This window comes from Hoeflea sp. CAU 1731 (assembly GCF_039888615.1).
GTDB lineage: Bacteria > Pseudomonadota > Alphaproteobacteria > Rhizobiales > Rhizobiaceae > Flavimaribacter.
Map to the genome: position 1 here is coordinate 14794 of NZ_JBDQQS010000030.1, position 13246 is coordinate 28039.

Here is a 13246-nt window from a genome sequence, read left to right on the forward strand (position 1 = left end):
CATCCGAGTTGTGAGATGGGTCCGGTACACCAACTTGGCTTGCCATTCTGCCGAAATTTCCCTATATAGGGATCAGCTACGGACAGCGAGGCTTCCCTAACAGGTCGCCGTATGCATGTGCGCCCAAGAGGCCGGTACACCACGGTAAGGCACGCTCGCTTCAAATATACAAAAGGGCTTCTGCTTGCGGGAGCCTTTTTTGTTATGGCACTCTTTTTTGATCAAAAAGACATTTTCGCAGCACCGTGTGCAAATTGTAACGGCGTTTGATTCTGTCGAAATGCATAAAGCGCAAATAGCAACTTGTAATGTGCAAATCGACATCTGCGGCTGTCCCGCCGGACGGATATAAATAGAAGAAGATTACGTAGTGCTCTCCGTTCTGGAGATTGCGTATTCTTCCCGGCGCCACATCGACGACGGCATAATTCATGGATCGGTTGCGATCGGAGGATTCCCAACAGAAGTAATTCTGTTCAACCATCCGCCGCGCGATCTCTGGAAGGCCGAGGGAGAACGTGTAGCGGTCCTCACAAAACACACGAGCTTGGCCATTCTCGTCATGCATGTTGGGGTCTTCCCCGGCAACGCAGGAACGCGAAATCGTATGCAACCTCAACCTGATAGCGACACGAAGCTCTGAATTGTCTCTGCCTTTTCCGGGAACAGCCACGATAAAACGACGAAGATGGCTCAGGTCGTGGACTATGCCGTCTATTTCGATGTTATCCATAAATGAATCTGAACTCGTCAGGAATATTGACGGGCCGATACCGAGTCGGTCCGGTTCACCATTCTTAGTGCCTGTTTGCGCGTGTGTGAAGTTGACGCAACCATAGATAAGTCATCATCGACACCCAAAATGAGGGTCGGCCATGAGCGCTGTTTTTCCGATCAACCAGGACAATCGCTACCGCGTCTACACCGCAGCTGACAGCCAGACGGTCTTCGCCATCCCGTTTCCCTTTCAGGCCGAGGCGGACATTGCCGCCTATCAGAACGATGTCGAACTATCCAACCCGACCGACTATACGCTGAGCGGCGCAGGGGAGGCGGCCGGTGGCGCGCTGACGCTGACCACCGCCGCTGCCGAGGGCGACGAGATCGTCATCATCGGCAAGGCAGTGCTCGACCGGCTGACCTCGCTGGTGACCAATGGCCGGTTCTCGAGCAGGGTGTTGGACGACGAGCTGGACCGGGCGCGCATCATCCACCAGGAACTGGAGCGGGAAACCCGCCGGGCGCTGAAAATAAAGCTGGACGGAGTAGAGCTCGAGCCGCTGCCGACGCCGGAAGCGGGCGCGCTTCTGGTGTGGAACGATGACGAAAGCGGCCTTATCAACGGGCCGACAACGGAGGATCTGGAAAACGCGGAGGAGTATGCCGACGCCGCTGTCGAGAGCGCGGAGATCGCCATCGCCGCCGGCGCGGAAGCGGCCGCGCACGCCTCGTCGATCGCCGTCAAGTTTTTCGCGAGCCGTGATCTTGCCGAGGCGACGGCGATCTCCGACTTCACGCAGATCTTGCTGGTGGCGCACAATGGCCGCGCGCTGCGCTACGTCGAGGATGCCGACGCCGCCACCCCGGCGCTGACCACCGCCGACGGGCGGCTCTGGGTGCCGGCCGACGAATTCATCACTTTCGACCATTTCGGCGCCGTGGCGGACAATGCGACGGATTGCAGCGCCTCCATGCAGGCCGCGATCGACTATGCGGCGGGGTTTGATGATGGCGCAACCGTGCATGGTTTGCCCGGCAAATACGCGATTGCGTCTCAGCTAGAGTGGCTGCCTGGCGTGTCGTTCGAGCTGCAGGCCGGATGCGTTGTCAGGGCCAAGGCTGCAATGTTTGCGATGCTGAACGTCGCCACCGGAGCGGCCAATCGCATCAAGCGTGTCCGTTTTCGCGGCGGCAAGCTGGACGCCAACTATCTGGCGGAACGCGTGCTCTTTCTCAAGGAATACGAGGCGGTGGAAATCGCCGATTTCCATTTCACCGACTGCGACGTCAACTACATCCATCTCGGCACCGAGGGGCAGAGCGCCAACAATTACGAGGCCCGTATTCACGATGGCCTGCTGGAGCGCTCGGCCGACAACAATTTCGATGTCTCCGGCGCTTCACCGCGCGGCATCTACTTTGACCTCACCGGATCGAACTCGGACGCGCTGATTTCCGACGTGGTGATCCTGGGCTGCAAGACGGGCGTCCAGGGGCAGATCTACGGCTCGATGATTTCGCGAGTGCATCCCTGGAGCTACGTGCCGACCACGGGCACGATGGAAACGGCGTTTCGCCTGGTGGGCGACAACAACATCGTTTCGGAATGCTACGCCGACTCGTTTTCGCTCTATGGCTATCATTTCGACGGGGTGAGAAACGTGTTGAACCACTCCATCACGAACGCCTCGAGCTATCACGAGGACGATACGGGCGGCTGTGTTCTGCTCTCGACAGGCTCCTCGCTGTTTGCGACCGGCAACGTGTTTCGTTCGTCCAGCGCCGCCAACCGGATCTCGAAAGAGTTTGACGGCGACACCTCCAGCCTGATCGCCGATTCAAACCAGACGCAGAACATCGTCTCTGTTTTCGGAGACCAGGGCGTCGGCAAGACGGAGGCCTATGTGGCCTTCACGACGAACACCGGCGCGGATCCCACGATCGAGACCGAGACAAACATCAACGGCGTCACCCGCAACAGCGACACGGATTTCTCGATCACCTTCAATCGGCAGATGGCGAGCTCGGCTTTTCAGGTCGTCGTGGAAGCGACGCCGTCATCCTATCCGGGGATCGTGATTCCGGTGATCCGCGACAAGTCTGTCTGGATGGCGCGTGTGCAATTCCTCGACGAGACGGGAGAGTTTGTTGAGCCGGCGACTGTGGCTGTGGCGGTGAAGGGGACGGTTACGATTTGATCAATCGGCTGTTGTGCGGCATCCACCTGGTTCCGGAGATTTGCTGACGGATAAGTAGAACGGCAAGCACCAGGTACTGTGATGCGGACCGGCGGGCATTCAAATTTTCACGCATCTATTGTATGCTTGGCCTATGGACAACTTCGACAACGTCTCGTTTTTGACCATCAACAACACCAGACTCGCGTATCATGAAGCCGGTGAAGGCATTCCCCTGGTGCTTGTTCACGGCGGCGTCTCGGATATGCGAAGTTGGAGCAACCAGATTACGCCCTTTGCAGAACGCTATCGGACGATCCTATACAGCCGACGCTATCACTGCCCGAACCAGCCGATTTTGCCTGACGCGCCAGACCCGATCGGAACTCATGTCGACGACCTAGCAAGCCTGATCAATTCCCTCGATGCCAACCCTGCTCATATCGTTGGGCATTCCTGGGGCGGTCTGATTGTACTCATACTCGCCATGCGACAGCCCGAACTCTTTCGCAGCGTTGTGCTGATCGAACCGCCAGTTGTGTCGATGCATGTCAATATTCCGCCAAAGATCAATCAGATGATCGGCCTGTTCGTTCGACACCCAAGGTTGGCCATCGCGATCGCCAAGCTTGGTGGAGGCGCCTTGGCGCCAGCAGAAAAAGCTTTCCGAAATGGCGATGACAAAACGGCGGTCGAACGCTTTGGCCGGGGCGTTCTTGGCGACCGGTGGTTTGCGTCACTTTCGGCCGAGCGTTACCAACAAGTATGGGACAATCGCGGGGCAGATCGTGCACAGGCGCTCTACAAAGGATTTCCTGACCTGATTGGCGCCAGCCTCGACAAAGTTTCCATGCCTGTATTGCTGTTGACCGGTTCTGAAAGCCCCGCCGTATTTCAGCTGTTGAATGCCGATCTGTCAGGACGACTTCCAAACGCAAGGCAGAAGGTCATCTCAGGGGCCTCCCACATCGTTCAAGAGGACGCACCAATGGCGCTGAACGAGGCGGTCCTGAACTTTCTTGATGAAGCTGGTTGAGTCTCAAAGCTGTCATCAGCTGCGATTGGAGATAGCAGAAAAGTACTGGTGGGTGGCCTTTCTACTTTGCAGGTTCCCCAAAAGCGGAGTCAGTGAGAAATCGATCATGCAGGCGGAATCGCCCCCCGCTCTCCGAGCAGATAGCGCGCCACGTCGACGTAGTCGAACAACAGCGATATCGCGATCGAAGCCATCAGAACGTAGAGGATTTGCCGGAAAGGTGTCTTGTAATCGACCCGTGACACCCGGTAGCCGAGATAAACCAACAAGGGCGTCCAAAGCACGACATGGGGCAATCCAAGCAGTCTGACGAACCCCACAGTGGCATACATCCACTGCATCGAGATCATCACCGCAACGCTCACAATAAACAGAACGACCGCGTCGAGGCGTGTCTGTTTTGAGAAGAGACACACAATCCAGGAGATCGTCATAATAAAGGTCAGCCAAAGGACCCAGTAGGTGACAAGCGGCGGCTGTGCCATGACCGCTTCCATGAAAGACAAATCCAACCCCTCCGTGTTGCGACTATTGTCTAGCAAATTCTGCCTCCTGGTTCCAGTCATCGTAGCAGTTGACCAGAGATACCATCCCTCACAATCGCTCCTGGATTTTCAGGAAGTGATTGAGGGCAACATGACGATTTCCACAACCGACCGGTTTAACATCTGCCATGCCATCACCGCGAAATGGGAGGGTGGTTGGTCGAACCATTCCACCGATCCGGGCGGCAAGACCATGTATGGCGTGACCGAAGCGACGTATCACGCCTGGCTCAAGAAGCGGAAGCTGCCGGCAAAGCCGGTGAAGACAATCACCTATGCGAAGGCGCTCCGGCTCTACAAAGACGAGTACTGGCGCCCGACGGCAGTCAAATACAATCTGGTTCCGGGCGTCGATCTTGCCGTCTATGACGCGGCCGTCAATTCCGGTGTGTCGCGCGGCATAAAATGGCTCCGCGCCGGTTCCGGCCCGGCCGACCACACGGTGACGGTGAGAAACATCTGCCGCAAGCGGCTCTCCTTCATGCAGAGCCTGAAGATCTGGAAGACATTCGGCAAGGGCTGGTCAAACCGTGTCGCCGACATCGAGGTCAAGGCCGTCGCCATGGCGGCCGAGGCGATGACGAAAGGCGCCGGCGAAGCAGCCAGGCAGCGGACAGAGCAGAAAGTGAAGGAGATCGCCCGGCGGGAGGTCGCCGATGGCGCGGACGAGGCCGCTTTCAAGCAGAAGGCAGCCGTGGCGAGCGCACGGGTCGACGCCTATCACAAGGCGGCTGTCTGATGGGCGCGCTTGTCACAATCCTGCTCAGCGTCGGCGCGCCGATCCTCGCAGGCATCCTGAAGTCGAAAGGCGGAAAGGGTGGCGCAATCGCCGGCGACGTCATCGAGACGGTCGCCGGCAAGCTCGGCACGGACGCCACGCCAGAGGCGATCGAGCAGGCCTATAACGCCGATCCGGAGATCTTCACAAAGACTGTGCGGACCATCGAGACAGACTATGCGGCCATCGCCCGCGCCGGCGCGGAAGCGCACAAGGCCTATATCGAGCTTGCGAAGGGCGACCGCGACAGCGCAGATCTTCTGACGAGGATATGGCGGCCGATGAACGGCTTTCTGTTTCCCGTCGGCTGCCTCATCATCGTCGCGACGGTCTGCGTCATGCTGTTGTCCAGGATTCCCGTGGACGCCTCCGTGCTGCCGCTAATCGGCATTGTCGTGCCCGTCATGACCGCCTGGGCCGGCGTCGTCGGCTACTATGTCGGCCAGCGCACCAAAGAAAAGACAAAGGGCTCGAACTGATGGCGATCAACGAGATGAATGGCAACGCGCGCCGGTTTATCGACTGGCGCCTCTCCGTCGGCAACATCATCACCATTCTGGGCATGATCATCGGGGGTCTGAGCATGTGGTTCGGCCTGGGCGAGCGCGTGACCGTACTGGAGACCAATCTGAGCATACAGGCGGCCGATATCATGCAGATGTCCGGCCGCCTTCAACGGGTTGAAGAGCGAGCAGGAGATGTTCGGGAGAGGTTAAAGGGTATTGAGGTCACCCAACAGCAACAGAACGAGACGCTGAAGCGGATTCTGCAGGCGGTGGAGAGCCAATAGTGGATGACCGGCTCCGGATTTCCACCACTAGCGGAAATTGACGGCCTTTAGGATGTACGGTGTCTTACGTCCACGAGAATAAGTTTTGCAGGCGGCCCTGTGGATCGAAGCGAGCGATGAATCGAATGCGGCAAGGCAATCAGTCTCGGACGGCAGTTTGTCGCCTTGCTCCCACAATGCTCCCGCCTCTATAAAGAACGGCACTTCAAACATTCCGTCATGGCCGACAAAGCGGACTGCGTTGCGGGCTTCATCATAGCTGCGACTGGGATTGGGAAACGCCAGACTCATGAGTTCGGTCCTTTTTATGCGGATTGTTCCGAAAAGGCAATTTCTCTAACAGGTTCTGGCGGAGTTCAGTCCTCCAACGATTGGCGACCAGTTTATCCACAACTGTGTCTAACCGATCGGTGTAATTCTTGCTTTGCATGTATGCCGGAACGCCGGGATCTGGAGAGCCTCCCTCGTTCTCCCAGACGTCAATAGAGGTGATATTCCTGGACTGAGATTTATTCCTTGTCATGATCGAAGCCTTCTATTGCGCCCGAGTAGATTATTGCACCGTCAGCATCCGTGATTGACAAGCCGTTCGGTTGCTGCGGCATGTCGAGTGTCTTCGAAAGTTTCCAGGCAGTTTTGATTGCATCTTCGATATCGGCTACTTCCATGGTCTGGTGACCGATAGCGGCATGAAGGTCATCAGCGTCACGGGTGCGGTAGAATTCAACCACTACCCTCATCAACAATATCTCCGGTTCGCAGTCGCGCAGTATTCAGCTGCTACCCTTGCCGCGACGGGGATTTGTTTCCGCTTGTCTGATTTGGCTGCTGAACGTGTTCTCAGACTTTGGCGGCGACTTTGGCTGCTTGGGCTTTCTGATTTCCCGGTTCCCGCGCTTTTGTCCTTTGGCCATGTTCGAATTTCCTTTCTCCAGTAATCCCGATCGGGGAATCGCTTCCGAAACTGCCACTACATCCGTGTCAGTATTGGTTTCGTTTCCGGTTCGAAAAGGAGCATGCGCGACGATCGCGTCACGCGCCTGTTAAACGAAATTTGGGGTAAATGGCGGGTCTCTGACACCGCGAAGCCATATCGGCCAAATCAAGGTAATCTACAACCAGCATATGTGTTCCCAGTGTAGTGGAAACAAGGGGGCAGGGCGATTTAAGATTTCTTGAGCGAGATAAAAGACAAGGATCGGTTGTAGGCAATGCAAACGTTGTGATCAAATGCGAAATTCCGCTGATATGTCCACAGATCTTGTTTCAAACACAGTTCAAGTCTATGTACGGATTGTCGATTTTGTGGCCGATTTGACTATGGCCCGCGTTTACCGCGCTTGCTTCCGTCTCTTTTACCTTGATCTCGAATTCATCGCTCGGAATGTGTTTGACCGCCATTCTCGAGCATACGAAGCAATTGCATCTTAAAGGAAAACGCAATGACCACTGGAACAGTTAAATGGTTCAATTCTACAAAGGGCTTCGGGTTCATTGAACCCACTGACGGCGGAAAAGACGTCTTCGTTCACGCCTCGGCGATCGAACGCGCAGGAATGCGGAGCCTCGTTGAGGGTCAGAAGATCAACTTCGAGCTCGTAAACGATCAAAATACCGGTAAAGCATCGGCTGAACAGCTTAGCGCCGCTTAACAGACGCAGCACATTAGCGCGCCTGTCGAGTCACGGATGTACTGGCAGGCAGGTTGCGGAAAATGTATAGCGCGCGGCGCAATGGGAAGGCGGGATCAAACCCGCCTTTTTCATTCGGGTTTCAGATTTTCTCCACCCCGCATTGTAAGGCGGGAGACCAGGTAAATCTCACGGCCAAATTAGCGGGCGTCAGATCGAAAAGCGGGAAGCTGCCGACGTGGGTGTACGCTGAACGATCCTTTCCACCGTGCCGTGGTTTTTCGTTGCGAGTTACTGCTGATAGTGGACAAATTTCACAAGACTGTTACGCTTAACCTTTTGTTTTTGTTTATGTAAGCGCAAACTCTTAATCAGCGGGTCCAGGGTTCGAGTCCCTGCTCACGCTGTACGCTGATCAACATCTATGAATGGCGCGGGTGGCTATTCAATCAATGATAGGAGATCAACTATGCAATTTTATGTTATTCATTAAGAAATACTCATTGCAACACTATATCCGGGAATAGATTAATGATCCGCCATACCGTCGTTTTCCGCCTGAAACACCCGTCGAACTCGCCCGCGGAAAAAGCCTTCCTCGACGATGCAAGGACGGCCCTTGCCGCGATTCCGGGCGTGGAGAAATTCGAACAACTCCGCGAGATCAGCCCGAAGAACAACTACGCCTTCGGATTTTCCATGGAATTCAGCGATCAGGCGACCTACAGCGGCTATAACGACCATCCCGACCATGTCGCCTTTGTTCGCGATCGCTGGATGCACGAGGTCGACGACTTCCTTGAGATCGATTACACCGAACTTTGAGCTTGGCATCACGCTTGTGGAAATCCTGACGATGAGCGCCGCGCCGACTAGGCGTGTCGCCGCTTTCTCTTCCTCTACATTGACCAAGAGAAATAGTGGGCGGGGTCAGGCGGCAAATTCCCGACCGGCGCCGCCGGTTTGATCGTCACATAAATCCGCACCCGCACCCTTTTGAATTCAAGAATGATCTCGGTTGACAGCTTCAGATCTGCCGTAGCCTTCGATCGGCAGATGTTTTTGCGTTCAATCGGGCTCGGGTGTCTTGCCAGTTTCTTGTCAGGTGTCTTGCTTCAAACCCTTGCCGCGCAGGCTGAGTGGGGTCATGCCTATCGCTTTCAGTTTTTGCTTGGCGCATATGTGCCTATCAAAATATAAAATTGCTAGGCAAATTGAAAAAGCGGCAGTTGACCGGAGTTCCCATCCCTCAAAATGCATCTGATATTTCAGGAGGCACTCATGGCGAATTCAGATCGATTCAACACCTGTCACGCTATCACGGCCAAGTGGGAGGGCGGGTGGTCGAACCATGCGGCGGATCCGGGTGGCAAGACCATGTATGGCGTGACCGAGGCGACCTATCAGGCTTGGCTTGAAAAGCGGAAGCTGGCGGCAAAGCCGGTGCGGCAGCTCTCTTACTCCGAGGCGCTGCGGCTCTATCGCGACGAACACTGGCATCCGACGGCGTTGAAATACAATCCGGTCCCGGGCGTCGATCTCGCCGTCTGTGACGCGGCCGTCAATTCCGGCGTTTCGCGCGGGCTGAAATGGCTGAAAGCAGGCGTCGGTTCCAGCGATCATACGGTGACCGAGAGAAATATCTGCCGCAAGCGGCTCTCTTTCATGCAGAGCCTGAAGATCTGGAAGACCTTCGGCAAGGGCTGGTCGAACCGTGTCGCCGACATCGTGCAGATGTCCGGCCGCCTTCAGCGGGTCGAAGAGCGGGCAGGAGACGTGCGTGAGAGGCTGAAGGGTATCGCCCAGCAGCAGCAGAATGAAACGCTGAAGCGGATTTTGCAGGCGGTGGAACGATGATCTCCAGGAACGTGCGAAATCTATTTTGGCGACAGGCCTTGTTTCAAACACAGTTTAGGCCCATATAACGTTTATCGATTTTATGGCCGATTTTGACTATGGCCCGCGTTTACTGCGCTTGCTTCCGTCTCTTTTACCTTGAACTCGAATAATCGTTCGCAATGTGTTTGACCACCATTCGCGAGCATACGAAGCAATTGCATCATAAAGGATAAGCGCAATGGCTACAGGCACAGTTAAATGGTTCAACTCCGCAAAAGGCTTCGGCTTCATTGAACCCGTGGATGGCGGAAAAGACGTCTTCGTTCACGCCACGGCGATCGAACGGGCCGGAATGTCGAGTCTCGTTGAGGGCCAGAAGGTCAATTACGAAGTTGTTGACGATCGCAGAACCGGCAAGTCGTCGGCTGATCAGCTTAGCGCCGCCTAATAGACGCAACACTTTTACGCGCCTGTCGAGTCACGGATGTACTGGCAGGCAGGTTGCGAGAAATGTGTAGCGCGCGGCGCAATGGGAAGGCGGGATCAAACCCGCCTTTTTCATTTCGGCTTCAGATTTTCTATTCCCCTCACCAGGAGGCTTCCATGCAACAGCAGCATTACAAGGCCGGAGACCAGGTAAACCTCAGATCGAATTTTGCAGGCGTAAGATCGGTTCAGAGCCTTTGCCGGATCGTGAGTGTCCTGCCCGCTAGCGACTCGGGCGAATCCCAGTACAAGGTCCGCTTCGAGAACGAAAAGTTCGACCGCCGTGTTCTGGCGTCTGATATCGAAGCGAAGATTTCGATTCAACCCGTGGCTGGCCTACGCACGCCAGCATCGGGTGGCTGGCTCAATGCTTCACGTATCAAGGTAAGCAAATAACGCCCGCAAGGGAGAAAGCGCCAACTTTGGAGATCATCGTTCGTGACAACGACGTCGAGCAGGCGCTTCGTGTTCTGAAAAGAAAAATGCAGCGAGAGGGCATGTTTCGCGAACTGCGCCGGCGCAGAGCCTATGAAAAGCCATCCATGAAACGGGCGAGGCAAAAGGCCGAAGGCATTCGCAGGCAGCGCAAACTCACAAGGAAGCTGGCCCAGCGCGAAGGTCTCATCCCTGGCAAAAAGCCGCGCACCCGCTAGTATGGTGAATTTGAAGCTCCTTACATTGTAGCAACTGTCTCATACAGGAACTTCAAATCCGTAAACCACACTAGAATCATTATCCTGCTAGTGCCATTGTCGAATCTGAAGTTCGAAAAAAGCGTGCTGCAGGATGTAACGAAATTCAGATTCGGGGCACTAGGGCAAGCGATATCACCGTCAAAAGAAAGGCGTCATGACCGTGGACAAGAACAATCTCTTCAAACCTGACAGGCGCAGCAAGGCGGAAGCGACCGATCACACCGCCCGCGCCATTATGACGGCGGAAGCAAAGGCGCGGGAGAAGAAGAACACGAAACTTCGAGCCTTGAGACTGGAACGGGAGGCTGCCGAGAAGGCGGCGGATCCGCAAGTCTCCAAAAAGGCGACTTCCGCCAAGAAAAAGATTCGAGCGTCAAATTGAATCTTCAAGATGTCCGGCCCGAAGCGCAGGACGCACGGCGCTGGTCGAAGATTCTCGCCCGCTACAAGCAGCCGCATACCGGGCGGGGCGTAGTCGAGATCGTAATTACGCTCATTCCGTTCGTTCTGTTTTGGGCGGCTGCCGCTGTCGCCTTGCAGCACGAATACTGGGCAGGCCTGCTTTTCGCACTTCCAGCGGCGGCGTTTCTTGTGCGGATGTTCATGATACAGCACGATTGCGGGCACGGCGCCTTTGTCGATTCCCGTTCCGGGAATGACTGGATCGGCCGGTTCATCGGCGTGCTGACGCTCACTCCCTATGACTTCTGGAAGCGCACGCACAATCTCCATCATGCGAATTCGGGCGCTCTCGAGCGACGCGGCTTCGGAGATGTGGATACCCTGACGGTTTCCGAGTTCAGGGCCCTGCGGCGCTTCGACCGTTTGAGATATCGGCTCTATCGCAATCCGGTCGTCATGTTTGTTCTCGGACCGGTTTACGTCTTTCTCCTGCAGCACAGACTTCCCGTCGGGTTCATGAACCAGGGCTGGAACCCCTGGTTGAGCACCATGAGCACGAACGCAGGCATCGTCCTCGCATCAGGCGCCGTGATCTGGTTCACGGGGCTCGGCGCGTTTCTTGCCATCCATCTTTCAGTGACACTGCTAGCCGGGGCGGCCGGCATATGGCTTTTCTATGTTCAGCATCAGTTTGAACATACATCCTGGGATCGTGAAAAGGACTGGAACTGGCATGAGGCCGCGTTGCACGGTAGTTCGTACTATCGACTGCCGTCAATCCTGCGCTGGCTGACCGCCAATATCGGCATGCACCATATCCACCACCTGTCCAGCCGCATACCGTACTACCGATTGCCGGATGTGCTCAGCGATCATCCTGAATTGAAGGACATCAACACGCTGTCGCTTATGGACAGCTTACGTTGCGTAAGACTCGTGCTCTGGGACGAGGAGGGCCGACGCCTGGTTTCATTCAAAGACGCCGGAGCGATGGCATAGGCGCCGCAACGACCATTCCGGAAGTGCAATCGCGAAAGTTTACCGGAGTGTAACAGTCTGTGTTAGGGTGACGTTACTGGCGGGCAATAATGCTTGTCAGCCAACATTGATTGGAATTTATCATGAAATTACCTGCATGGCTGTCACCCGCACTTTATGGTGCGGTCGCTGGAGCAATTGTCCTGGCCATCGTCGGGTTTTCCTGGGGCGGTTGGGTAACCGGAAGTACGGCTTCCGAGATGTCCGAGAACGCTGCCGAAACCGCTGTCGTGGAAAGCCTCACGCCCTATTGTTTGAAGTTGTCGCAACAGGATCCAAACGCCAAGGCCGTTCTGGCCGAGATGAAAGCAGCCAGTAACTACAACCGCAGAGGTATCGTCGAAAAGGCGGGTTGGGCCACGCCGTTGGGTCAAGAACAGCCGAACCGGGACCTTGCCCGGGCCTGCGAGAAGGCGATCTCCGAAAGCTGACGCCTCGACAGAGTTTCTGGCGGGCAGGCGCGACATTCGGCTGCTCGTCGCAACCTCAGGTTATGGCGTTTTCGAATATCAGCCTCTGACCAACCGCTAACCGGCTCAAATAGGCGCGATCCACTTCTTTCATGTGAACGTATATATCCGTGCCTCCGCTACTGCACCGCTGACCATAAGAAGGGAAGGAAGAATCGCTGACCTCCAATAGCGTCGCGCCAAAAGCGGCTTACTCAATCAGTTCGGACCATATTGAAAGCCTCATTGCCGCGCTTGAGGCAATTGTCGATCGCAGCCACAACGGCGAACTCGGAACCTCGAAAGTCATCGATATGCGGAAGCTTGCGGAGGCGGCTCTGAAGGACCTGCCACAAAGTGTGTGATTTCCTGCTTGTTTGAATCGGAAATCTCGGAGTGGTTTCCACTAAACAATTGTTTTTAATGGAAGAAGCATAAACGCTTAATCAGCGGGTCCAGAGTTCGAGTCCCTGCTCACCCACCAATAAAATAAGATTCAAAGCGGCCGATACGATCGGCCCGCGGCTTCTGCAGCGCGTGGCATTCGGCGGCCAATATCGGCTGGCCGACGAGTGAAAGCGCCACAGCGCCACAAGCGCAGGCAATCTCGGTCATGCGATTAAACCGTCAAACGCGGTGCGCATGGCGACGATGTCGATT

The 13246-nt window shown here is 55.7% G+C and carries 19 protein-coding genes; 14 read left to right on the forward strand and 5 right to left on the reverse strand.

The features are described from left to right. Positions 1 to 202: 202 nt before the first annotated feature. Positions 203 to 733, reverse strand: coding sequence for a YjaZ family protein (locus AAFN47_RS26975; protein ID WP_499812328.1), 531 nt, complete (start codon positions 731 to 733; stop codon positions 203 to 205). A gap of 142 nt (positions 734 to 875) precedes the next feature. Between AAFN47_RS26975 and AAFN47_RS26980 the strand changes: the two genes are divergently transcribed. Next, positions 876 to 2918 (forward strand): hypothetical protein, encoded by a 2043-nt coding sequence (locus tag AAFN47_RS26980; protein ID WP_499812329.1) that lies wholly within the window; start codon positions 876 to 878, stop codon positions 2916 to 2918. 133 nt (positions 2919 to 3051) lie between these two features. Beyond that, positions 3052 to 3933: an alpha/beta fold hydrolase gene (locus tag AAFN47_RS26985; RefSeq protein WP_499812330.1), complete on the forward strand. Its 882-nt coding sequence runs from the start codon at positions 3052 to 3054 to the stop codon at positions 3931 to 3933. Between the two features lie 104 nt (positions 3934 to 4037). Here AAFN47_RS26985 and AAFN47_RS26990 read toward each other — a convergent pair whose 3' ends face one another. Continuing rightward, a complete protein-coding gene (locus AAFN47_RS26990) occupies positions 4038 to 4418 on the reverse strand; it encodes a hypothetical protein (protein ID WP_499812331.1) in 381 nt (126 codons plus the stop codon). A 151-nt stretch (positions 4419 to 4569) separates the two neighbouring features. Between AAFN47_RS26990 and AAFN47_RS26995 the strand changes: the two genes are divergently transcribed. From AAFN47_RS26995 to AAFN47_RS27005, 3 genes are read left to right on the forward strand one after another with little or no spacing between them, the layout of a single operon-like run. Next, positions 4570 to 5217: a glycoside hydrolase family 108 protein gene (locus tag AAFN47_RS26995; protein ID WP_499812332.1), complete on the forward strand. Its 648-nt coding sequence runs from the start codon at positions 4570 to 4572 to the stop codon at positions 5215 to 5217. Then, positions 5217 to 5735, forward strand: coding sequence for a 3TM-type holin (locus AAFN47_RS27000; RefSeq protein WP_499812333.1), 519 nt, complete (start codon positions 5217 to 5219; stop codon positions 5733 to 5735). Before AAFN47_RS26995 ends, AAFN47_RS27000 begins: the two co-directional genes overlap by 1 nt. Beyond that, positions 5735 to 6046, forward strand: coding sequence for a hypothetical protein (locus AAFN47_RS27005; RefSeq protein WP_499812334.1), 312 nt, complete (start codon positions 5735 to 5737; stop codon positions 6044 to 6046). Before AAFN47_RS27000 ends, AAFN47_RS27005 begins: the two co-directional genes overlap by 1 nt. Positions 6047 to 6073: 27 nt before the next feature. On the opposite strand, the gene AAFN47_RS27010 is transcribed toward AAFN47_RS27005, so the two are convergent. Together AAFN47_RS27010 and AAFN47_RS27015 are read right to left on the reverse strand one after the other, a co-directional pair. Further along, on the reverse strand, positions 6074 to 6337 hold the full coding sequence (locus tag AAFN47_RS27010) for a DUF1488 family protein (protein WP_499812335.1): 264 nt from the start codon (positions 6335 to 6337) through the stop codon (positions 6074 to 6076). A 218-nt stretch (positions 6338 to 6555) separates the two neighbouring features. Next, complete coding sequence (locus AAFN47_RS27015; protein WP_499812336.1) at positions 6556 to 6786, reverse strand: hypothetical protein; 231 nt, start codon at positions 6784 to 6786, stop codon at positions 6556 to 6558. A gap of 702 nt (positions 6787 to 7488) precedes the next feature. On the opposite strand from AAFN47_RS27015, the gene AAFN47_RS27020 reads away from it, so the two are divergent. The 9 genes from AAFN47_RS27020 (at position 7489) to AAFN47_RS27060 (ending at position 12568) form a co-directional block, all read left to right on the forward strand. Beyond that, complete coding sequence (locus tag AAFN47_RS27020; protein ID WP_499812337.1) at positions 7489 to 7698, forward strand: cold-shock protein; 210 nt, start codon at positions 7489 to 7491, stop codon at positions 7696 to 7698. Positions 7699 to 8208: 510 nt separating this feature from the next. Then, on the forward strand, positions 8209 to 8502 hold the full coding sequence (locus AAFN47_RS27025; protein ID WP_499812338.1) for a Dabb family protein: 294 nt from the start codon (positions 8209 to 8211) through the stop codon (positions 8500 to 8502). Between the two features lie 456 nt (positions 8503 to 8958). Then, positions 8959 to 9534 carry a glycoside hydrolase family 108 protein gene (locus tag AAFN47_RS27030; protein ID WP_499812339.1) on the forward strand — a complete coding sequence of 192 codons (576 nt, stop codon included), beginning with the start codon at positions 8959 to 8961 and terminating at the stop codon, positions 9532 to 9534. 220 nt (positions 9535 to 9754) lie between these two features. Then, a complete protein-coding gene (locus AAFN47_RS27035) occupies positions 9755 to 9964 on the forward strand; it encodes a cold-shock protein (protein ID WP_499812340.1) in 210 nt (69 codons plus the stop codon). Between the two features lie 155 nt (positions 9965 to 10119). After that, positions 10120 to 10398, forward strand: coding sequence for a cold-shock protein (locus AAFN47_RS27040; RefSeq protein WP_499812341.1), 279 nt, complete (start codon positions 10120 to 10122; stop codon positions 10396 to 10398). A gap of 26 nt (positions 10399 to 10424) precedes the next feature. After that, positions 10425 to 10655, forward strand: coding sequence for a 30S ribosomal protein S21 (gene rpsU / locus AAFN47_RS27045; protein WP_499812342.1), 231 nt, complete (start codon positions 10425 to 10427; stop codon positions 10653 to 10655). Positions 10656 to 10851: 196 nt separating this feature from the next. After that, positions 10852 to 11079 carry a hypothetical protein gene (locus tag AAFN47_RS27050; RefSeq protein WP_499812343.1) on the forward strand — a complete coding sequence of 76 codons (228 nt, stop codon included), beginning with the start codon at positions 10852 to 10854 and terminating at the stop codon, positions 11077 to 11079. Next, entirely contained in the window at positions 11076 to 12098 is a 1023-nt protein-coding gene (locus AAFN47_RS27055) for a fatty acid desaturase (protein ID WP_499812344.1), read from the forward strand. Before AAFN47_RS27050 ends, AAFN47_RS27055 begins: the two co-directional genes overlap by 4 nt. Positions 12099 to 12220: 122 nt before the next feature. Next, positions 12221 to 12568 (forward strand): hypothetical protein, encoded by a 348-nt coding sequence (locus AAFN47_RS27060; protein ID WP_499812345.1) that lies wholly within the window; start codon positions 12221 to 12223, stop codon positions 12566 to 12568. A 492-nt stretch (positions 12569 to 13060) separates the two neighbouring features. Here the strand turns inward: AAFN47_RS27060 and AAFN47_RS27065 are convergent, their stop codons facing one another. After that, positions 13061 to 13201, reverse strand: coding sequence for a hypothetical protein (locus tag AAFN47_RS27065; protein WP_499812346.1), 141 nt, complete (start codon positions 13199 to 13201; stop codon positions 13061 to 13063). Positions 13202 to 13246 lie beyond the last annotated feature (45 nt).